We start from the raw sequence: 20,802 nt of genomic DNA on the forward strand, positions 1-20,802 counted from the left end.
TTAAACTCCATTTTTACCAAAATAGTAATCAGGGTGAAACATCTCTAAGGGCTCATAACTGGACTTATAACCAAAGGAGGCCGGGCCAACCACGGTCAAGGCTTTGGTGGTACGCAGCATATTGGGACAGGGTATACCAATGACCGCTATTTGCATGCCATTATATATTTCATTATTATTGATGGGCTTACCCGAAGGATATTCGAGAAAAGAAATGATGTCCGGCACCATGGCCACCATTTTATCATTGCGATAGGCAAAGACGTTTTCATTTTGTATTAGTACCTGAAAGCTATCCGCTTGATAATGTTTAATTCCTTTTAAGACCACGGATTTTAATTTTTGCGTGGCAATATTACCTATTTCCACCACAGAGCCAATAAATAGTTCGATGGCCTGGCCATAGATAGAGTTTTTCGTTACATGGCTTAAACCCTGAAAGGTATCTTCATAGGGACCATTTTTTAAAGCAAGCCCCATCTCCAGGGCGAAGGAAAGGGTGCCTGGCACGATGAATTCTTTCATTTCCCTGCCAGTCATAGCCTGCCCGGCAAAGTAGCCCACTCCCCCATACTTAACCAGAGCTTTCCTTATATTAAGGTCAAACAGAAAGTTATCTTCATGGAAAAACAAGTCCTCTTTTCCCTCGGAGTTGGCAAGGGCAGAGGGAGTTCCAGGTTGGCCGTAGATATGAAAGGTGGTCATATGCAATTCCGGGAAAGCCCGGCCCATGCCGTCGCCGTCAACTAATGGAATACCGGTTTTAGCTGCCACCATTAGGGGATAGAGGATATTAATGCCCGCAGCTTCCAGGGCAAAAAGGGCATCTACCTTACGGTTAATGGCTTTTTCCAGTAGGTTAATGGCTCTTTTTCCTTCGCTGCCATCGGGTAGGTTTTCTTCCATTAGTTCCGGCGAACCAAGCAGCCCAACCGAAGCAACTGTATAATTATCAGGTAATTGATGATAGGGGATCACTTTAATCCTTTGCTTATTTCTTTTTAAATCGTTCTCCAGCGGGGTAGTCAAAGTGAATGCATTGCCGCCACCGCCGGAACCTAAGAGGATACTGCCCAGGGTTAAGGGAAGGATGTCTTGGTCAACAAAATTTTCCCGCATCATTGCTTACTCCTTGATCTTATATTTTTTGATCCGACGATAAAGTGTCGCCAGACTGATTCCCAGGACAGCGGCGACTCTTTTTTTGCCCTCGGTATGCCAACCATAACGATTAAGCAGGTCAATTATTTCTTGCTGGGATCTTTGTTCCTTCGTTTTTTGGGGCAAGGGAGCCGTGGTATGGACCAAAGGGGTTTTCTCGTTGGTTAGTTGTCGAATATTTAAGGGTAAATCCCCGGGGGCAATGATTTCTTGATTATGAATATTAACCAGATATTCGACCATGTTTTCTAATTCCCTGATATTTCCCGGCCAATTATAGCCAAGCAACTTCTGTAGGGCGGCGTAAGACAAGATCCTAAAGGGTTTCCTCAGCAAAAGACAATATTTTCTCAGGTAATAGTTAAGCAATAACTCGATATCCTCTGGACGTTGTCTTAGTGGAGGGATAAAAATGGGTATTACATTTAATCGAAAGAACAGATCCTCCCGAAAGGTGCCTGCCTCAATCATTTCTTCCAGGTTGCGGTGAGTGGCGGCCACCAGTCGTATGTTAATAGAAATAGGACGGGATCCCCCCACACGTTCGATACTCTTTTCTTGGATTACCCTTAGGAGTTTAGCCTGAAGGGTTAAGGGCATATCACCAATCTCATCCAGAAAAAGCGTACCATTGTTGGCAAGCTCAATGATACCTGGTTTTCCACCTTTTTTGGCACCTGTAAAGGAGCCTTCTTCATAACCAAACAATTCACTTTCCAGAAGTGACTCTGGAATAGCGGCACAATTGATGGCCACAAAGGGACCACCGGACCGCAAACTCAATTCGTGAATGGAGTGGGCGAATAACTCTTTACCAGTGCCGCTCTCGCCCCGCAGCAAGATAGTGGACTCAGAACCTGCAACCTGTTTAACCATACTAATTATTTTTTGCAGGGCAGGAGATTTACCGATTATTTTAGGTAACTCCGGTGCGGGTGGAACTCGTTGGGGTGTAGGGTTAGTGGGTATGGCATTTTGGCTATGATAAAGTGCTCCGATAAACTTTTTATCATGATAAAAGTTTTTAACTTGGATTTGTAAAGGGGTTTCCATTAAGTTAAAGTTATTGCCAAGGGTTTTAAAACTCTTTGGGTTTTTGTTATTCTCCAAGTAATGGGGAAGTTTAAGTTTTTCTGCCGGCTCGTTCATGGTACTTATTTCCCTTTGTTCGTCCACTAAGACAACACCCTCTGGGATGAGCGATAATAGATAATGGATTTGCTGGGTATGCAGCAAGTCTTTTTTTATCTGGGCATTTTGCCTAAGTAGAAATTCGATATGTTCTGCATAGTTTTTGAGGTGACGCAGCCAAGGATTTAAGCCCAGGGTTTTCATGTAATCCAGAGCTGTCTGGGTAAATTGCAGACATACTCCGCTGCCTGGCTCCTGGCTATTTTCCAGAAAGGGGAAAAACAACTCCAATGCTGTTGAGCAGGTATCAACCACTGGACATTTCAGGCACAGGTGGTGTTGTCTGGGGGAATTGATTACAACTGAGCTGTTTAGCTGTTGGGCCTCCCCTATGATTGGCCATTCCTTGACCAGGGTGTGAGGCGAGGGTAAGGTTGTAAAGATTATTTTTTGCCGATACCAAAGGGTAATCTGACAGGGTAACAAATTTTCCAAGCTATTAACAGCCGCAGTTATTGCCCCACTGATAAGCATAGGTCTTCCTCCAAATGTTTAATAACTATACTATATACTCCTGGGGTTTACGTATCAATATGCAAATTAATGATAAAGTACGAGAAAGTATGAGAAATATATATATAAAATTAATAAATAAGCAAACATGGTTGAGAAAAAAGGTGTAAAATGAGAAATGTGATTTAGCCATCCGTCTTCAGCTTAAAAAAGATAACGGCTAATCCTCAATGGACCCCTAAGCAAAACATGCAAAAAAGCGGAAGGCGGAAGGCTGATGGCCAAGTAGCTCCTGTTATCCTATTCGTTGCTGTTTTTAACAGTGTTTTGCAACAACTCCGATTCTCACAAAACCATGGCATTGTTTTTGCATAATAATAGTCCTGCCGGTGTCTACCTGAGAAATAATTTTATCTTTTTGAGGAGGAGTATTGATGGCAAATCTACACGGCGGCGACGATTACTCGTTAGCTAGGGTACCAATGGAGGCCAGGCGGCCAATGTGGGAGGTACTGGTGATCCGTATTGGTTCCCTAGCCTGTGTTTCCCAGCTTATGTTAGGTGCAGCACTGGGTTATGGTATGACTTTTTGGGGTGCCTTTTGGGCAACCATGCTGGGCAGTGTTCTGCTGCAGGTGGTAAGTTATGCCCTGGGTGCTGCGGCGGCCAGAGAAGGCTTATCCACCAGTTTGTTATCCCGCTGGGCCGGTTTTGGTAAAATGGGTTCCTCCATTATTGGGGGGGTTATTGCTATTGCCCTGATGGGTTGGTTTGGTGTGCAAAACACGGTTTTTGCCGAAGGGCTATTAGAGGCCACTGGCCTTTTCAATGTCCAAGTTTGGGCTATGATTACCGGGCTGGCTGTAACCGTCATTGTGGTTTTTGGTTTCCGGTTGTTAAGTCTGACTGCCAATATTTCGGTACCCTTGTTTATTTTGGCCGTAGGCTTTGCGATGTATCAAGTGTTGTCCGGTCATGATGTGGGGCAGTTAATTCATGCCAAACCTGCCGGGGAACCTCTGAGTTTTGCTGTGGCCACCACCATGGTGGCAGGGGGCTTTATGATTGGTGCCATTATTACCCCCGACCTAAGCCGTTTTATGAAATCAGAAAAAGATGTATTCTGGATGACTCTGATTGGTACCTTTGTTGGAGAATTGGGTATGAACATGATGTCTGTTTTAATGGCTCTGGCAGTTCGCTCCAGTGATATCGTAACGATTATGCTATCCCTGGCCGGTTGGATCGGGGCAGCCATCGTTATTTTCTCAACCATTAAATTAAACGACATCAACCTTTATTCCTCGAGTTTGGGTATCACCAACATGCTCAATGCCCTTTTCCAATGGAAGGTAAACCGCGTTACCGCCACTTGGGCCATTGGCGTTATTGGAACGGTTCTCTCCATGCTTGGCATTATTAATTATTTTGTTGATTTCTTAGTATTCCTGGGGGTAGCAGTGCCGCCGGTGGCTGGCATTATGTTTGTGGACTATTATATTTTAAAACGAAACCGGCAAATTCTGGATGAGAGCAGGGAGCGGGGGGCTTTACCAGATTCCTGTGAAATATGGAATCCTGTGACCATGGCTGCCTGGTTGCTTGGTTTTCTGGTGGGTTATTTTGTTACCGACACCGGCATTCCTGCCATCAACTCCTTGGTGGCCGGTGGACTGGGCTACTATATCGGCATGAAAGTGTATGCCATGGTGTCAAACCAGAGCCAAGTAGAATTTGCTAAGACCCACGAAACCGTTTAATTTTTATTTTAAGGAGAGAGTTTTAAATGCGCATCTTAGATATTCAGGCCATTGAAGATATAGCCTTGGGTGCAGCTTTATTGGGTACCGGGGGTGGCGGTGATCCCTATGTAGGGAAACTGATGGCTATCCAGGCTGTGGAAGAGTTTGGTCCCATTAAACTTTTAGAGCCAGATGAAGTTCCCGACGATGCCTTGATTGTGCCCACTGCCATGATGGGTGCACCCACGGTATTGGTGGAAAAGGTGCCCAGCGGCGAAGAGGTTATGAGTGCCTTTAACTCCCTGGAGAGCTATCTGGGTTCTAAGATTTATGCCACGATTCCCATTGAAGCGGGTGGTGTTAACTCCATGATCCCTCTGGCCTTGGCTGCTCGGATGGGTATTCCGGTGGTGGACACAGATGGCATGGGCAGAGCCTTTCCAGAATTGCAAATGGTGACCTTTCACTTAAATGATATATCTGCCACCCCGATGGTGCTCTGCGATGAAAAGGGCAATAGTCTAATGTTAAATACCGTTGATAATGTCTGGACCGAGCGTTTGGCCAGAAATGCCACGGTGGAAATGGGTGGCTCAGTGATGCTGGCCATTTATCCCATGCAAGGCTTACAACTGAAAAAGAGCGGCATCCACGGCATTATTACCCTAACGGAGAAAATTGGCCGGGCGATTCGGGAGGCCAAGGTAAATCGGATGGACCCCATCAAAACAGTACTAGGGGTAACCAATGGTTTTGAGTTGTTCCGGGGCAAGGTTGTGGATGTGGCCCGTAGAACCGTGGGTGGTTTTGCCCGGGGTGAAAGTAAACTGGAAGGCATTGACGCCTATAGAGGACAGGCCCTGACTCTAAATTTCCAAAACGAACACCTGATTGCCAGGACAGAAAATGAAGTGCTGATTACCACACCGGATTTAATTGCCGTTCTGGATGCCGAAACCGGCCGCCCCATTACCACTGAAGGGCTAAGATACGGAGCCAGGGCTGTGGTTATTGGTATTCCCTGCCACCCCCATTGGCGTACGGCCAAAGGTATTGCCACAGTAGGACCCCGCTATTTTGGCTATGATCTTGATTACATCCCATTAGAGGAAAGGGTTCTAAGTAACAAGGGGGGTCAAGAATAATGGGTTTCAGAATTGGTATTGACGTAGGCGGCACCAACACCGATGCCGTAATCTTGGATCAAAACTTATCTCCTGTGGCTAAAACGAAAACACCCACCACGCCGGATGTATCCACTGGCATCTATCAGGCCATGTCCATGGTACTGCAGCAGGGGGCAGTGGAACCCAGTAAGATTAAATATGCCATGCTGGGCACCACCCACTGTACCAATGCCGTGGTGGAGCGCAAGCGTTTAAATAAAGTGGCGGTAATTCGACTTGGCTTACCGGCCACCGGTGCCATCAAACCACTAACCGGTTGGGCCAGTGATCTGCGCCAAGCCATTGGCAACCTACAGTTTTTGGTGAAGGGCGGTCATGAGTTTGACGGCAGGGAGATTGCTGCCTTGGAGGAACAGAGGCTGCGGGAAATTGCCAAGGAAATCAAAGGCAAAGCGGACTCGATCGCCATTATCGGTGTTTTCTCGCCGGTCACCAATACCCACGAATTGAGGGCAGCGGAAATTATGCGGGAGGAATTGGGCGATATCCCAGTATCTCTTTCCCATGAAATTGGCAGTGTCGGTCTCTTGGAAAGGGAAAATGCCACCGTGCTGAATGCCGCTTTAGTTGATGTGGCCCGGACCACAGCGGCAGGTTTCATCGCCGCACTGCAGCGGGAGGGCATTGATGCCAGCGTTTACTTTGGCCAAAATGACGGAACCTTAATGGCTGTGGACTACGCCACCCGTTACCCCATTTTAACCATTGCTTGCGGCCCAACCAACAGTATCCGAGGGGCCTCCTATTTAGCCAAGCAAAAGAATGCTTTGGTGGTTGATGTGGGTGGTACCACCACCGACGTGGGGGTATTGGTCAACGGTTTTCCCAGGGAATCCTCCATCGCCGTAGAAATCGGCGGTGTGCGCACCAATTTCCGCATGCCGGACTTAATCTCCATTGGACTGGGCGGCGGCACCATTGTACGCAATGAAAGGGGTATCACCGTTGGTCCGGACAGTGTGGGTTACCGGATTACCGAAGAAGCCATGATTTTTGGCGGCAAAACCCTGACCACCTCGGATGTGGTAACCGCCCTGGGATTAGCAGCCATGGGGGATGCCGGCAAGGTGAAAGACCTGCCCAAAGAAACCCTGGACCAAGCTTATGGTCAAATCGTTGCTATGACCGAGGACGTCATCGATCGGATGAAAACTAGCTCAGAGCCGATCCCCGTTATCCTGGTGGGTGGTGGCAGTATCATCCTGCCGGATCAATTAGCCGGGGCTTCGGAAGTAATACGCCCGGCTCACTACGATGTGGCCAATGCCATTGGTTCGGCCATAGCCCAGGTGAGCGGACAAGTGGAAAGGGTCTTTTCCATTGACGAAATGGGACGGGAAGGGGCCATCCAAAGGGCTAAACAAATGGCCATTGAAGAAGCAATCAAGGCCGGTGCTGATCCAGACAGCATCGATATTGTTGAAATTGAAGATGTGCCACTGGCATATTTACCGGGCAATGCCACCAAAATCAGAGTGAAGGCCGCCGGCAATCTGGTGGTATAGGTGTTGGGTGATGAATAGAAACGTAACCATTGGATTAATTCAAATGGATTGTGTACTGGGGGATGTCCCGGCCAATGTAGCCACAGCCAGTAACAAGATCAGGCAGGCGGCAGCCAAGGGAGCACAAATCGTTTGCCTGCCGGAGCTTTGCACCACCGGCTACCGACCGGAGCTTCTAGGGAATAGATTATGGGAGCTAACGGAACCTGTACCCGGTCCCACCACGGATATATTTTGCCGGTTAGCGAAGGAATTAGGTATTTATATTATTTTGCCCATGAATGAAAAGGGTGCCAGTACCGGCCTGATCCATAATGCTGCTGTCTTTATCGACAAGGGCGGCCAGGTGCAGGGTGTTTTCCGTAAGGTCCATGCCTATGCGACAGAGCGTTATTATTTTACCGATGGCAACCATTATCCCGTTTTTGAAACGGAATTTGGTAAGGTAGGGGTTATGATTTGCTATGATATGGGCTTCCCCGAGGTGGCAAGGATATTGACTCTTCAGGGGGCCGAGGTGATTTTTGCCCCTTCGGCTTGGCGCCAGGAGGATGAAGATATCTGGGATATTAACATAGCTGCCCGGGCCTTGGAAAACAGGCTCTTTGTGGCAGCGGTGAATCGGGTCGGCAGGGAAGAAGATGTGGTTATGCACGGCAAAAGCAAGATTGTCAGTACCAGGGGAAAAACCTTGGCCGAGGCAGCCCGCTTCGAGGAAGATATTCTGGTGGCTACGGTGGATTTGGCTGAATTGATCCAAGGGCACCGGGAGACCCCCTATTTAAAGGATCGCAAACCGGCCGGCTATGGCTTAATTACGCAAACTTATTGAGGTGGCGACCAATGTTAAAACAGGTAATAGAAATTTATGAATTACTGGATAGTGCCGCGGTAACGGGACAACAAGTGGCAGATTTACTGCAAAGCCGGGGGGCAAATAAGGTTACCGTAAAACAGGTACAGGGACAGGCTGGTTCGACTGATTTCATTCGAATTGATGTACCCGGTACCTGCGGCAAGTCAGCGGGGGGAGTGGCACCCACCCTGGGAGTAATTGGCCGCTTAGGAGGCATAGGCGCCAGACCCGAGCGCATTGGTCTGGTATCCGATGCTGACGGGGCCATTGCCGCCTTGGCTGTGGCCCTCAAATTAGTGGAAATGCAAGCAAAGGGAGACAAATTGCCCGGGGATGTGATGATCACCACCCATATTTGCCCCCATGCACCGACCCAACCCCACGAACCGGTACCCTTCATGGGGTCCCCGGTGGATATGGAAACCATGAATCGCTATGAAGTGGACCCAGCCATGGACGCTATTTTATCCCTTGACACCACCAAGGGTAACCGGGTGATTAACCACCGTGGTATTGCTATCTCCCCTACCATCAAAGAGGGATACATTTTAAGAGTCAGTGAGGATTTATTAACGACCCTGCAGATCACCACCGGCCGTCTGCCGGTAACTTTCCCGGTGGCCCTGCAGGATATAACCCCCTATGGCAACGGCTTGCACCACATTAACAGTATCTTTCAGCCCTCGGTGGTGACAAGCTCACCCCTGGTGGCGGTGGCCATCACCAGTGAAGTAACCGTACCAGGCTGCGCCACCGGAGCAAGCCACGAAACCGATATTGCCGCCGCAGCCAAATTCTCCCTGGAAGTGGCCAAAGACTACGGTGCCGGACGCTGCCAGTTCTATGATGCCGGGGAGTTTAAACTTTTGCAAAGTTTATATAGGCTGCCGATGGTTAAATAAGTCAGTTTGTTGAATAAGTTAAATGTATAAAATAAGTCAGAGGTGCTGCTCTTGCACCTCTGACTTATTTTACAGATGCTGTGTGGTAGAAGTTAAATTACTTACGGTTGTTTTGCCAGGCACAATGAATTCGATTGTATTTTTTGTTATTCTCATGCCAAGCGACGATACCTACCACTAAATTAAAGGCTAAAAGAAACAAGGATATCCATACGAGTGTACTGCCTGGTAACTTTGAAACGATCTCTAATGGGGTATGACCATTGCCAAAGAATTGTGAGGTACTTATTAATACGATCATTAAAACAAGTGATCGTGTCCCTTCCCGAACAACATTTACCCAAAATCCTTGCTCTTTCGCTTTTTGCCATCTCTTATAAAATCTAGCCTCAAATTTTTCAGCCAAAATGATTCGATAGATTGTAATGGGTATAAAAAGAATAATCACTATGTAATAAAGAACGGTATAGTGAATCTCCTCAAAAAAAGGTAAAGCGAATAGAAGTACAGATAGCATGGTTATAGCGATGATCTGATTCGATTTGTTGTTCAAACCCACTGCTCCACTCCTTAAAGATTAAAAGTTCGCCAATCAGCTTAGAGAATTAAGCCAATCTGTTTGATCGATTTAATTATCTTCTTTTAGGAAGACCGTAATACCTCTTTGCATTATTTGCTTCGCATTTCCTATCTTATGTACATGAACCCTTTGACATGAAGCATGGGGTTGGTCTAGTCTTGTCGATCTGATTCGGAAAGCATTTCTAAACAGAGACTGGAGAGTAAGGTAAGCCCACTCTTTTTCACCCAAAATCTGCGACATTCGTTGCCCTCAATATAGCCCGACCACTGTGAAAATAGGTTGTTCAATGCAAGGGCCTGTTCCTTATAGGCACCTTCCACCAATTCAGAGAAAAAACCGGTTTGGCTATATTTTGTTGATAAATATTCCAGAATGCTCTCCTTTGCCATTTCTCTTTCAATATCCTCTATCTTTTCTGTATGTCCAAGATCAATTAGCCCGTTAACACATAAACCAAATAATCGTAGAGCCTGGCTTGATTTCATGATTGATACCCCCTTACACAGTAGGTTTAAACACAGGATAGGGCAAACCCTTTGAACAAAATGCGACATATTACTACTATTTTGTTGAAATGATTGTCAAGGAAAATTGTTATAGGTCTAAAAAGGCAGCAAAGAATTTCATTAGTGAAATATAGTTCATATGTACTTTTTTATTTGTTAAGGTATAATATTGATATGGTAAAATTGGTACGGTAATTTTTAAAGGGATGGGGTATACGATGGCAAAAAAATCAATTAAATTTCAGCTTCTGGGTATTGTCATTTTAGTCTTAATAATGGCAATTACCGCCACGGGATATGAAGCTTACCGCATGGTAAACGAAGCAACAGATACTTCCGTTGTGGAGAAGGCAAAGGGTGACCTAGCCTTGGGTGAGGCCTTTATAGAACAAGCCTTTCCAGGTCCCTGGAGGGTGGAAGGTGATCAGTTATATAAAGGTACCACATTAATGAATAATAATGACTACATTGTTGACAAAATTGGTCAACTAACCAATGATACTTGCACGATCTTTTTAAACGATCAGAGAGTTGCCACAAATGTAAAAAAGGAAGATGGCACGAGGGCCGTGGGTACCAAGGCCTCCCAAGAGGTAATCGATACAGTTATTAAACAGAAACAACCCTATTACGGTGAGGCAAATGTGGTCGGGGTAATCTATCAAACCGCCTACAAACCGATCTATGATCAAGCGAATAATGTCATAGGCATGTTTTACGTTGGTGTTTCAAAACAATTTGTTGATGGTATGCTAAATAAGGCTTTAAGAAATATTTGCCTGATCAGTTTCGTTATTCTGGGTATATCGATCGTAATTATTCTCTGGCGGATTAATAAAACGGTCATACAGCCCATCAATAAATTGAAAAGCGGTTCCACGGCCATTTCAGAAGGCGACTTAAACCAGGAGATTACGGTTACCGTACATAATGAATTGGGTGAGTTGGCCAATAATTTTAACAAAATGGCTACTAATTTAAAACAAGTCATCCGTAAGTTAGCAGTAAATTCCTTTGACTTAGCCGGTAAAAGTCAGGAGTTGGTTGCTGTAAGTGAGGAAGTCAACGCAACCATTGAAAGTATGGCTTCTAACAGCACAGAAGTGGTAGCCATCACCGAACAAAGTGCCGCCGGCTCACGCCTGGCAGCGACGGATATGGATGGGATTAATGATAAGGCTCAGCGGGGAAATCAGTCTGCCCAAAACTCTATTGAACAAATGAATACATTAAAACAAACGGTTAATACATCCGTTGAATCGGTTAAAATACTGCATGATCATTCCCAAAATATTGGTAAGATAATCGAAGTAATTACCCAAATTGCCGACCAGACGAACCTTTTGGCTTTAAATGCTGCCATAGAGGCAGCCCGGGCCGGAGATAATGGCAGAGGCTTTGCTGTGGTTGCTGAGGAGGTTCGAAAATTAGCGGCGCAATCTGCCAATGCTGCCAAAGAAATTAAAGATCTCATAGTAAGAATCCAACGCCGTGTTGAGGGTGTTCTGGAGATCATGCAGAGAAGTGAAGAAGAGGTAGCTAAAGTTACCGGTGTTATCCTGACAACAGGGAATGCCTTTGCCGAGATATCCTTGGGCGTGGCTAGTTCCTCGGGTTCAATTTCCCAAATTGCCACCGGTGCCGAGCAAATAAGCAAAAGCACACAGGATTTAGCCGGTTCTTCTCAACAAATGAGTGCCATTGTTCAGCAAGTTACCGTTTCGGCCACCGCAATGAGCAAAATGGCAGAGGAATTAAACGAGATGGTAAGAATATTTAAGGTCTAAGTTAAAAACAAGGGATTTTTATGTTGCAAGAAACAAGGCCAGTGACAATTGTTGGCCTTGTTTTTTTGCACTATCAGGGCAGAAAGTATAATATTATGGGTTTGTACAAGATAGGAGACATACAATTGAAAGAAAAAATATCCAATGTTTGGGAATAATAGATTTCTTGCAGGAATGACCTATTGCTTGTAGAAACACTGAATATTAAGAAAAATACTTTTGCTAATGGGGCTAGCACCGCAAAGGATAATCATTATGATAGCTAAAATTAAAAGTATACTCAAAAATGGGGGAACAATAGTATCAGAAATACAACGGGGCTATCTGGAAAAAACACTGGTTCATACAAATATCCTCAGGCTACGCATGATTGCCTGGTTGCTGATCTTTTTTAATGGTTTCTTCATAGGTATTCAACAGGTATTTATAGATAGAGTGAATTTAAAGCATATTGAATACATTGACCTTTCTAGGGCACTGGCAATAGCACCATTCATTATAGAACTTCGCTTGGTGATAATTGGAGTTTCAGTAGTTTTTCTATTGATAGTCAAACCACCAGCAGCCCCGGAAGCTGTTACCAGGTGGCATGAATACTGTGAGTCAGCATTTTTACTTAGTAACCTTGTTGCTTTTTCAATATTATCGGGGATGATACAATCCACCGGACCAGGCATAGCCACAGCATATATTATGGCAATATTGGTTGTAGCTGCTTTTTGTTACTTAAATTGGCAAAAGGCACTTTTTATCTATAGTATTGCTTGGTGTGTAATGTCTATCATGATGTGGAGGTTTCAAACAGACTGGTTAATAGCAGCGTCAGGATTTCTAAATTGTAGCGTAATGACTGTTATCGCTCTGGTTATATCACAAATTATCTATAACAGCCGAGTACAGGAAGTTTTAAATCAACAACTGTTAGAATTACAAAAGGAGAATTTGACTCGATCGAATGAGATACTCCGGAGCCTATCCTACCTTGATGATTTGACGAACATACCAAATAGACGTGATTTTAATAGTTATATAAACAGGGAGTGGAAAAGGTCTATCCGTGAAAGAAAATTACTGTCCTTAATAATGATTGATATTGATTGTTTTAAAAAATATAATGATACCTATGGTCACCAAGCTGGGGATGATGCTTTAGCTCGAGTTGCCACAACTTTAAGCGATGTTATTAAACGTCCCGCTGATCGAATCGCACGCTATGGCGGAGAGGAATTTGTAGTTATCCTACCAGATACAAATTTAGCAGGCGCTCGAAAAATGGCAGGCTTAATGAATGAGGCCGTTGAAGCACTTAATATCAGTCATGAACATTCTCCAACTGGTAAAGTAACAATTAGTCTGGGCGTAGCCTGTATGTTGCCAAAGCTTGATTTGTTACTAGATATTCTGATCGCTAATGCTGACAAGGCCCTTTATAAAGCTAAAAAGGCCGGTGGCAATCAATACTTTGTAATGGATGAATGAGTCGGGAATGGGGATGCAGAAATATTGAGTATAGTCAAAAGAAATGAAGTGGCGGCTTTAGGTATTTTTCCTAAAGCCGCCAGTTCATTTCTAAAAATCTGTCGGATTTGTCATGGCCATAAATACTTTTTCCGGCGTAATGGGAAGTTTTGTCAGACGAACGCCCACGGCATTGTAAACCGCGTGGGCTATGGCAGGTGCCGGGGTATTAATGACTACCTCCCCGATGGACTTAGCCCCAAAGGGACCAGTGGGTTCATAGCTTTCTTCAAAACCAACCAAAATGTTTCCAATGTCTTGGCGGCAGGGAATTTTGTACTGCATAAAGGAGTTGGTTAAAAGATTGCCCTTTTGGTCGTAATGTACATCCTCAAACAAGGCCATGCCGATACCCTGTACAACGCCGCCTTCCACCTGGATGCGGGCTAAATTTGGGTTTATCACGGTACCGCAGTCCACCATGGCTACGTAGTTAACCAAATCAACTTGGCCGGTTTCTTTATCCACCTCTACCTCGGCAAAACCCGCGATAAAGGGTGGCGGAGAAACGTTACTGCCGTGGCTGGCATGGCCCACCAGTTGGCAATTACCGGCACCCAGCAAGGACAGGTAGGCCAATTTTTCTAATGGAATGGCCTTTGTGCCAGCCAATGTTTTAATGGTCTTACCGTCAAACTCCACTTCCTCAGGTGAACTTTCAAGGAATCTGGCACCGTTTAAGAGAATCTTTTTTCGTAAATCTTCAGCGGCTTTGACAACGGCCATGCCTGTGACATAGGTGGTACTGGAGGCGTAGGAGCCCGGGTCATAAGGGGAAACATCGGTATCCGCAGCATGAACGATGATATTTTCCAGCGAAGTTTCCAAAACCTCCGCTGCCATTTGAGCCAGGATGGTATCGCTGCCGGTGCCCATGTCGGTAGAGCCAATGAGCAAATGATAACTGCCAGCATCGTTTAGCCGAATTTCGGCAGAGGCTGTATCAATTTCGGCAATGCCTGAGCCCTGCATGGTGACCGCCATGCCTACGGCACGAACTTTCTGGCCCAGGTCTTTCCTGGGGTACTTTTCCTGCCAACCAATCAGCTCTTTGCCCCTTTCGATACACCGGTTCAGGCTGGAACTCCCGAGCAGCTTACCTTGATAGGAGAGGCAGGTTTCCCCTGCTTGGATTAGATTTTTCAGTCTAACTTCTGTAGGGTCCATTTTTAAGGCATCAGCCAGTTTGTTCACGGTGGACTCCACGGCAAAGGTGCCTTGGGTGGCACCAAAACCCCTGAGGGCTCCGCCGTTCATTTTGTTCGTATAAACTGCCTGGGCCACAAAGCGAAGGGCCTTTGTTTTGTTATAAAGGGGCAGGGTTTTTTCGCCCACCAGGGAAGCAACCGTGGAGGCGTGTTCCCCATAGGCCCCGGTATCGGATAAAGCATCAATATCAATGGCCCGGATGGTTCCTGCTTGATCGGCTCCCAGGCGAACCTTGATGCGCATGGCGTGTCGACTGCTGGAACTGGTAAAGGTTTCTTTTCTGTCATAGATAATTTTAGCCGGCAGGCCGGTTTTAAGTGTAACAATGGCCGGAAAAATTTCCGCCACGGTGGTCTGCTTACCCCCAAAGCCACCGCCAATACGGGGCTTAATGACCCGTATGCGGCTGGCTGGGATCTGTAAAGCCCGGGCCAGTTGTCTTCTCACATGAAAGGGAATCTGAGTGGAACTAACCACCACCAGCCTTCCCAGCGGGTCTAAATAGCTGTAGGCACGGTAGGTTTCCATCATGCAGTGGGCCTGGGCCTGGGTGTAATAGGTTTCTTCCACCACCACATCACACTGCTGGAATTCTGCCTCAAGATCACCAAGCTCTAACTTTTGGGAAGAAGCGATATTCTTTTCTTTGATCAAACCGGTATCAAAGTTGCAAAAAAGGTCCTCTTCCGGGTGGACAATAGAAGGGTGTTCAGTTGCCTTTTCAAAATCCAAAACCGCTTCCAATACCTCATATTCAACTTTAATTAAGCCCATTGCTTTGAGGGCGATCTTTTCATTAGCGGCGGCAATAATGGCCACTTCATCCCCCGCATAGCGTACCAGTTCATCCAGAATCAACCGATCATAGGGGGACGGTTCAGGGTAGGATTGTCCTGCCAGGGTAAATCTGACCTGAGGAACATCCCGATGGGTAAGGATGCAAGCCACCCCTGCTAATTTTTCTGCCTCGGCTGTATCAATGGCCGTAATCCTGGCAAAGGCATGGGGACTACGCAAAATTTTGATCACCAAGGCATTGGCAGCAGCCAGGTCATCGGTATAAGCCGGTTTGCCGGTGGCAATGGCTAGACCATCGATTTTGGCAATGCCTTTTCCTACTAATTTCATCTAGTCCACCCCCAAATACTTCTTGATGGCTCTTAATTGTCCCAGATAGCCTGTACACCGACATAGGTTGCCTGTCAGATAGTGTATGATCTCTTCCTCCGTGGGGTTTTTTAGTTCGTGCTTCATGGCCAGTACCGTCATAATGAAACCCGGGCTGCAAAAACCGCATTGTTCAGCCCCTTCAGCCACCAGTACCTGGGCAAATTCCGCGGCTTCCGACTGCACACCCTCAATGGTGGTAACTTCTTTACCCTTGACCCGATAGGCCAGGGTGGAGCAGGACAGGGTGGGTTTGCCGTCGATCCATACGGTACACAGACCACAACAGGAGGTATCGCAGCCTTGTTTGACACTTAACAGTCCGTAAGCTCTTAGGGTATCGGCCAACATTTCATCCGGTGCGATTTGCCAGGTAACCCTTTGGTTGTTTAAAATAGTTTCTATTTGCATGCCAATACCTCCGTAATCGCTCTGCTGACCAGGACACTGCACATGGCCCGGCGGTATGCGGCCGTTCCCCTCAGATTGGTGCCAAAGGAAAGTTCCTCTGCGGCCCCCCGGGCAGCATTTTTAACATCTTCTGCACGGATGACTGCTTTGTCGGATAGTTCCCCGGAGGCTTTGCTGGCAATTTCCGCCTTTAAGGGTCGTGCCCCGACGACAATGCGCCACTGATTATCGCGGCAGGAAACGGCTGTATTGAGAATGGGAAAGTCGCTTTTCGAATTTCTTAAATCCTGATAAATTGCTTTACAATTGTTCTTTTGAATGGAGATTGCTGTGAGAATATCCTTTGGATAGGGCTTCTTTAGAAAATCTGCCAGGGTCATGCTGCCCCCTTGATGCAATTTTACTTCGGTGTCCAGGGCCAGAAGTGCAGTTAGTAAATCGGAGAAGCCATATTTGGAGTAAACAGTAGCCCCCACCGTGACAATGTTGCGAAATTGTACGCCAATAATGCTGCTAACTGAGTGGGGAATAATGCCATTAAAGTGATTTTTAAGGGCGGGATGTGTTTCCAGGTCTCGAAAGGTAGCCATGGCCCCAATTTCGATGGTAGCCGGATGTTCTTGAATATAATCCAGATGAAGGTTGGCTAAGTCAATGGCCGTCCTTATTTTCTTGGAACCTAGACGCAAGTAGGCACATCCTCCAAGAATGGTATTGCTCGTATGTTCATTTAAAATTTGGTATGCTTCTTCGATCGTCTGGGGCTGCACCAAGTGATCGATTGTAAACAAAAGACCCCCCCCTTTATAGTAAAAAAATATTTTTAGAAGGTAAATCATTTAAAAACAATAGTTCATTCTACCCCAAAACACAAGGACTTCCTTTTGCTAGCCAGAAAATAGCTTTCCAGTAAAGGGATGCTTTTGGGCCAGGGAAGGCAGATCCAAGAAAAATGCTTGATAATGTTTTAGTACCCAAATATAATTTATAAAAAGTCGAACTTTGTTGCAAGGCTTTCGGAGCTTTTTCTAGTCCGAAAGGCCTTTTAATTTCAGGGAGGCACGAAAGTGACCGGTAATTTTTGCTGATAGGTGCTGGGAAGAAGAATTTTTTCAAATCGTAATGAAGGCAATTGGAGGTTTAAGGAAATGGCGGTTTATAGCTTTAATTTAAATGGAAAGCTCACCCGGGTTGAGGTAAACAGCGATACGACGCTTTTAGAAACCCTGCGTCAACACCTTGGTATGACGGGTACGAAGGAAGGTTGCGGCAAGGGTGAATGTGGTGCATGTACAGTCATGGTGGATGGGAAAGCGGTAAATTCTTGCCTGATTCTGACCAGTCAGATGGATGGTGCCAATGTTGTTACCATTGAAGGCTTGGCCTCGGAGGGGGTATTCGATCCTTTACAGGACGCCTTTATGGAGGCTGGGGCGGTGCAGTGTGGTTTTTGTACACCCGGCATGATTATGTCGGCCAGAGCACTATTGTTAAAAAACCCCAGCCCCACCGATGAACAGATTAAAGAAAGCATTGCTGGTAACCTTTGTCGGTGTACAGGCTATGTCAAGATTGCAGATGCCATTAAAAAGGCAGCGGCATCCGCCAAAGAACGAGGTGTTGAAACATGGAAGTTGTAACTCCGCTTGATCTGGAGGAAGCTTTGATTAAGCTGCAGCAGGACCCTCAAGTGGAAGTATTGGCAGGGGGAACGGACCTTTTGGTGAAATGGAAAAATAATTTAATAGACTCCCCAAGAGCCATGAATATCCTAAAATTGACGGAACTAAAATTTATCCGGGAGGAAAAGGGACAGTTAATTTTGGGTCCGCTGATGACACACCAGGAATTAACCGAATCGGACCTGGTACGAAAAAATGCCCCGATCCTAGCTGCGGCTTGTGCACAGGTGGGTTCGCTGCAGATTCGCAACCGGGGTACCCTTGGCGGCAATCTGGTGACGGCATCGCCGGCCGGGGATACCATTCCGGCCTTGGTGGTTGCCAATGCCTCCCTAACCCTTCGGTCTGCCCAAGCGGAAAGGATCGTGTCCATTCGGGATTTTTTCAAGGGTCCTGGTAAAACCGTACTTCAACCGGGTGAACTTTTAACAGCCATTACGGTTCCCTGCCGGACATCCGATGAGACCTATTTTTACCGCAAGCTGGGGCAAAGGCAGGCAATGGCCATCTCCATCGTCAGTGTTGCCTGTAAAGCAAAGCTCGTTAACCAGGTTATTAAGGATATTCAGATTGCCTGCGGCTCGGTGGGACCCACCGTGCTGGAACTAACCCAAACAGCCCGGAATTTAACGGGCTGCGGTCTGCAAGATAAAAAAATCCTAGCCTTGGCAGCCAATGCCGGCTCAGAAACCAATCCCATCTCGGATATTCGGGCAGCCAAAGAGTATCGCCGGGATATGGTGGGTGCACTTCTTTATGAGGGTTTGCAAAAGCTGCAAGGCAGCCAAAGGGTCTAGCTAAAAACCCAAAATGTTGTATTTTGTCAGAAAAACAATATATTCGTTGACAAATGTTGGCTGCCTTGCTAGTATGAAGGTAATTAAATATTTCCGTATATACTTGGGGATTGGCCCAGGTGTTTCTACCAGGCAACCGTAATTGCCGGACTACGGAGGGAAAGTGTACCTAGGGTTCCACGACCCCCCTTTTCGGGATGGGGTTGGTTTGGTCCGAGCGGTACAGGCGTTTCGCGCTACACCGATAGGGATAAAAGCCCAGGCGGCAGGTTTCACTCTTTAGAGGATGAAATCTGCCTGTCTGGGCTTTTTTGTTTCTTTGTGCAGCGTGTATGTTTAGCGAGATAAAATATGGGGTGAATGATATGTTTGCTGACGTTACTTCTTTAGCGCAGGAATTGAGAGTGGCTTCTGGCCAGGAACCAGCGGATTTGTACATAAAAAACTTACAAATCCTGGATGTGTACACGGAAACGATTTTTCCTGGCTCTCTCGTGATTAAGAATGGCAAAATTGCAGCGGTCAATCCTAGCTGGGAAGTTGAGGCTAAGGAGGTTTTTGACGGGGCAGGACGCTTTGCTGTGCCTGGTTTTATGGATGCCCACATTCATATTGAACCGACGTTGTTATCGCCCGAAGCCCTGGCCAGTGTCATTGTGCCTTGGGGAACCACAACCCTCTTTGCCGATCCGATGGAAATTGCCAATGTTGCTGGCTTAGCTGGGGTAGAAGCTTTATTAAATAACATCGAAAATTTACCCTATCGTATTTACATAGAAGTCCCTTCCCGGGTGCCAACCGCCCCTGGACTGGAAACCACCGGTGGGGTGTTAGGTGTTAAGGAAGTGGACGAGCTTTTACAGAGCAGCATTTCAGCAAGTCTGGGGGAACTGGATCCTTCTAAGGTATTAACCATCAAAGAAGAATATTTATCAAAAATTATCAGTGCCAGGGAAAAGGGGAAAGTGGCCAATGGACATGCCATCGGTTTAAATTGGGACCAACTGAATGTCTATGCAGCAGCCGGCCTTTCAGATGATCACGAGTCGGTTGTGTTTCAAGAGCTTTTTGAGCGGCTTCGTTTAGGAATTAAGGCCTTGATCAGGGAAGGAAGTACCGAAAGAAACGTTGAGGCTCTGGTAAAGGGAGTCCTTGCCCAAAACCTGCCCACCGAAAACCTGATCTTTTGTACGGACGATAAACATGTAAATGATATTGTCAGGGAGGGTCACATTAGTTTTAACATTCAAAAGGCCATTGCCCTTGGTTTAGAACCCATTAAAGCAATCAAAATGGCAACGATCAATGCAGCCAAGCATTTCCGGTTGGATCATTTACTAGGGGCCTTAACCCCTGGGAAAATAGCAGATATTGTACTCCTGGATAATCTGGTGGAGATCAAACCAGCCTTTGTTTTCAAGGACGGCAGATTGGTGGCCCGGGCTGGCAAACTAACCCATGAGCCAAAAATTGGCCAATACCCGGAATTTTTAAATTCAACCGTTAAACTTTCTGAGGCATTGTCACCTGCTTCCTTTAGCCTGAGAGCGAGTGGACAAAGGTGTAAAGTAAATGTCATTAATCTTTATCCGGATCAAATTATTAATTTCGCCAGCCAGGAGGGATTAGGTGTTTCGGAGGGTGAGGTACAGGTTGATACCCAGGAGGATATTTTAAAACTGGCTGTGGTTGAAAGGTACGGCCAAGGTGGTGGCGTAGGAATTGGCTTTGTCAGAGGATTTAAGTTAAAAGAAGGTGCTTTGGCTTCCTCTGTGTCCCATGATCATCACAACATTGTTATTGTTGGTACCAATAATGAAGATATGTATCTGGCAGCCCAGGAAATAGCCCGGCATCAGGGGGGACTGGTGGCAGTGGCAAAGGGCAAAGTTTTAGGGGTACTGCCCTTACCCATTGGGGGCCTGATGAGTCCCTTGCCGGCTGAGCAAGTAATGGTGCAAATTGATCAACTGAATAAAAAGGCCGAAGACCTTGGCTGTGACTTACCCGCTCCCTTTATGACACTATCCTTTATTTCCTTACCCACCGTACCGGAGCTTGGTTTAACGGACTGCGGTTTGATTAATGTATTGGAACACCGCATGATCCCGACAATGGTGGAAACGGATTAGGGGAGGTAAAAAA

The 20,802-nt window shown here is 46.2% G+C and carries 17 protein-coding genes and 1 riboswitch; of the genes, 10 read left to right on the forward strand and 7 right to left on the reverse strand.

What is annotated here, in order from left to right; genetic code table 11:
- A complete protein-coding gene (locus tag AC1U9Z_RS13190; protein ID WP_333532618.1) occupies positions 1 to 1,119 on the reverse strand; it encodes a DUF917 domain-containing protein in 1,119 nt (372 codons plus the stop codon).
- 6 nt (positions 1,120 to 1,125) lie between these two features.
- The gene (locus tag AC1U9Z_RS13195; RefSeq protein WP_479957729.1) at positions 1,126 to 2,826 is read right to left on the reverse strand and encodes a sigma-54 interaction domain-containing protein; all 1,701 of its coding nucleotides are present in this window, start codon (positions 2,824 to 2,826) and stop codon (positions 1,126 to 1,128) included.
- 413 nt (positions 2,827 to 3,239) lie between these two features.
- Between AC1U9Z_RS13195 and AC1U9Z_RS13200 the strand changes: the two genes are divergently transcribed.
- From AC1U9Z_RS13200 to AC1U9Z_RS13220, 5 genes are read left to right on the forward strand one after another with little or no spacing between them, the layout of a single operon-like run.
- Positions 3,240 to 4,565 carry a purine-cytosine permease family protein gene (locus AC1U9Z_RS13200; protein WP_333532620.1) on the forward strand — a complete coding sequence of 442 codons (1,326 nt, stop codon included), beginning with the start codon at positions 3,240 to 3,242 and terminating at the stop codon, positions 4,563 to 4,565.
- Positions 4,566 to 4,591: 26 nt separating this feature from the next.
- Positions 4,592 to 5,692 (forward strand): DUF917 domain-containing protein, encoded by a 1,101-nt coding sequence (locus tag AC1U9Z_RS13205; protein ID WP_333532621.1) that lies wholly within the window; start codon positions 4,592 to 4,594, stop codon positions 5,690 to 5,692.
- On the forward strand, positions 5,692 to 7,239 hold the full coding sequence (locus tag AC1U9Z_RS13210; protein ID WP_333532622.1) for a hydantoinase/oxoprolinase family protein: 1,548 nt from the start codon (positions 5,692 to 5,694) through the stop codon (positions 7,237 to 7,239). Before AC1U9Z_RS13205 ends, AC1U9Z_RS13210 begins: the two co-directional genes overlap by 1 nt.
- A gap of 10 nt (positions 7,240 to 7,249) precedes the next feature.
- Positions 7,250 to 8,071, forward strand: a complete 822-nt coding sequence (locus AC1U9Z_RS13215) for a nitrilase-related carbon-nitrogen hydrolase (protein ID WP_479957731.1) — start codon at positions 7,250 to 7,252, stop codon at positions 8,069 to 8,071.
- A gap of 11 nt (positions 8,072 to 8,082) precedes the next feature.
- Positions 8,083 to 8,997 carry a DUF1177 domain-containing protein gene (locus AC1U9Z_RS13220; protein ID WP_479957733.1) on the forward strand — a complete coding sequence of 305 codons (915 nt, stop codon included), beginning with the start codon at positions 8,083 to 8,085 and terminating at the stop codon, positions 8,995 to 8,997.
- A 97-nt stretch (positions 8,998 to 9,094) separates the two neighbouring features.
- On the opposite strand, the gene AC1U9Z_RS13225 is transcribed toward AC1U9Z_RS13220, so the two are convergent.
- Positions 9,095 to 9,550, reverse strand: a complete 456-nt coding sequence (locus AC1U9Z_RS13225) for a hypothetical protein (protein WP_479957735.1) — start codon at positions 9,548 to 9,550, stop codon at positions 9,095 to 9,097.
- A 179-nt stretch (positions 9,551 to 9,729) separates the two neighbouring features.
- On the reverse strand, positions 9,730 to 10,065 hold the full coding sequence (locus AC1U9Z_RS13230; protein ID WP_479957737.1) for a hypothetical protein: 336 nt from the start codon (positions 10,063 to 10,065) through the stop codon (positions 9,730 to 9,732).
- A 239-nt stretch (positions 10,066 to 10,304) separates the two neighbouring features.
- Here AC1U9Z_RS13230 and AC1U9Z_RS13235 point away from each other — a divergent pair, with 239 nt between their 5' ends.
- Positions 10,305 to 11,873: a methyl-accepting chemotaxis protein gene (locus tag AC1U9Z_RS13235; RefSeq protein WP_479957739.1), complete on the forward strand. Its 1,569-nt coding sequence runs from the start codon at positions 10,305 to 10,307 to the stop codon at positions 11,871 to 11,873.
- Positions 11,874 to 12,128: 255 nt separating this feature from the next.
- Positions 12,129 to 13,352, forward strand: coding sequence for a GGDEF domain-containing protein (locus tag AC1U9Z_RS13240; protein WP_479957741.1), 1,224 nt, complete (start codon positions 12,129 to 12,131; stop codon positions 13,350 to 13,352).
- A 90-nt stretch (positions 13,353 to 13,442) separates the two neighbouring features.
- On the opposite strand, the gene AC1U9Z_RS13245 is transcribed toward AC1U9Z_RS13240, so the two are convergent.
- Genes AC1U9Z_RS13245 through AC1U9Z_RS13255 form a run of 3 tightly spaced genes read right to left on the reverse strand, consistent with a single transcriptional unit; the run spans position 13,443 to position 16,969 of the window.
- Positions 13,443 to 15,728: a xanthine dehydrogenase family protein molybdopterin-binding subunit gene (locus tag AC1U9Z_RS13245; RefSeq protein ID WP_479957743.1), complete on the reverse strand. Its 2,286-nt coding sequence runs from the start codon at positions 15,726 to 15,728 to the stop codon at positions 13,443 to 13,445.
- Positions 15,729 to 16,178: a (2Fe-2S)-binding protein gene (locus AC1U9Z_RS13250; RefSeq protein ID WP_479957744.1), complete on the reverse strand. Its 450-nt coding sequence runs from the start codon at positions 16,176 to 16,178 to the stop codon at positions 15,729 to 15,731. It lies immediately after the preceding gene.
- Positions 16,169 to 16,969: an FAD binding domain-containing protein gene (locus tag AC1U9Z_RS13255; RefSeq protein ID WP_479957746.1), complete on the reverse strand. Its 801-nt coding sequence runs from the start codon at positions 16,967 to 16,969 to the stop codon at positions 16,169 to 16,171. Before AC1U9Z_RS13255 ends, AC1U9Z_RS13250 begins: the two co-directional genes overlap by 10 nt.
- Before the next feature lie 357 nt (positions 16,970 to 17,326).
- On the opposite strand from AC1U9Z_RS13255, the gene AC1U9Z_RS13260 reads away from it, so the two are divergent.
- The 3 genes from AC1U9Z_RS13260 to ade all read left to right on the forward strand — a co-directional run bounded on the left by AC1U9Z_RS13260 (position 17,327) and on the right by ade (position 20,789).
- Positions 17,327 to 17,818 (forward strand): (2Fe-2S)-binding protein, encoded by a 492-nt coding sequence (locus AC1U9Z_RS13260; RefSeq protein ID WP_333532634.1) that lies wholly within the window; start codon positions 17,327 to 17,329, stop codon positions 17,816 to 17,818.
- On the forward strand, positions 17,806 to 18,657 hold the full coding sequence (locus AC1U9Z_RS13265; protein ID WP_479957748.1) for an FAD binding domain-containing protein: 852 nt from the start codon (positions 17,806 to 17,808) through the stop codon (positions 18,655 to 18,657). The genes AC1U9Z_RS13260 and AC1U9Z_RS13265 overlap by 13 nt, the downstream gene beginning before the upstream one ends.
- 73 nt (positions 18,658 to 18,730) lie before the next feature.
- A riboswitch (purine riboswitch) is annotated at positions 18,731 to 18,830 on the forward strand.
- A gap of 192 nt (positions 18,831 to 19,022) precedes the next feature.
- Positions 19,023 to 20,789, forward strand: coding sequence for an adenine deaminase (ade, locus tag AC1U9Z_RS13270; protein ID WP_333532636.1), 1,767 nt, complete (start codon positions 19,023 to 19,025; stop codon positions 20,787 to 20,789).
- Positions 20,790 to 20,802 lie beyond the last annotated feature (13 nt).

Source organism: Desulfotomaculum sp. (assembly GCF_982386235.1).

Bases quoted from the DNA above. Each gene is read 5' to 3' on its own strand.
- AC1U9Z_RS13190 (WP_333532618.1), bottom strand. From the start codon at position 1,119: ATGCGGGAAAATTTTGTTGACCAAGACATCCTTCCCTTAACCCTGGGC.
- AC1U9Z_RS13195 (WP_479957729.1), bottom strand. From the start codon at position 2,826: ATGCTTATCAGTGGGGCAATAACTGCGGCTGTTAATAGCTTGGAAAAT.
- AC1U9Z_RS13200 (WP_333532620.1), top strand. From the start codon at position 3,240: ATGGCAAATCTACACGGCGGCGACGATTACTCGTTAGCTAGGGTACCA.
- AC1U9Z_RS13205 (WP_333532621.1), top strand. From the start codon at position 4,592: ATGCGCATCTTAGATATTCAGGCCATTGAAGATATAGCCTTGGGTGCA.
- AC1U9Z_RS13210 (WP_333532622.1), top strand. From the start codon at position 5,692: ATGGGTTTCAGAATTGGTATTGACGTAGGCGGCACCAACACCGATGCC.
- AC1U9Z_RS13215 (WP_479957731.1), top strand. From the start codon at position 7,250: ATGAATAGAAACGTAACCATTGGATTAATTCAAATGGATTGTGTACTG.
- AC1U9Z_RS13220 (WP_479957733.1), top strand. From the start codon at position 8,083: ATGTTAAAACAGGTAATAGAAATTTATGAATTACTGGATAGTGCCGCG.
- AC1U9Z_RS13230 (WP_479957737.1), bottom strand. From the start codon at position 10,065: ATGAAATCAAGCCAGGCTCTACGATTATTTGGTTTATGTGTTAACGGG.
- AC1U9Z_RS13235 (WP_479957739.1), top strand. From the start codon at position 10,305: ATGGCAAAAAAATCAATTAAATTTCAGCTTCTGGGTATTGTCATTTTA.
- AC1U9Z_RS13240 (WP_479957741.1), top strand. From the start codon at position 12,129: ATGATAGCTAAAATTAAAAGTATACTCAAAAATGGGGGAACAATAGTA.
- AC1U9Z_RS13245 (WP_479957743.1), bottom strand. From the start codon at position 15,728: ATGAAATTAGTAGGAAAAGGCATTGCCAAAATCGATGGTCTAGCCATT.
- AC1U9Z_RS13250 (WP_479957744.1), bottom strand. From the start codon at position 16,178: ATGCAAATAGAAACTATTTTAAACAACCAAAGGGTTACCTGGCAAATC.
- AC1U9Z_RS13260 (WP_333532634.1), top strand. From the start codon at position 17,327: ATGGCGGTTTATAGCTTTAATTTAAATGGAAAGCTCACCCGGGTTGAG.
- AC1U9Z_RS13265 (WP_479957748.1), top strand. From the start codon at position 17,806: ATGGAAGTTGTAACTCCGCTTGATCTGGAGGAAGCTTTGATTAAGCTG.
- ade (WP_333532636.1), top strand. From the start codon at position 19,023: ATGTTTGCTGACGTTACTTCTTTAGCGCAGGAATTGAGAGTGGCTTCT.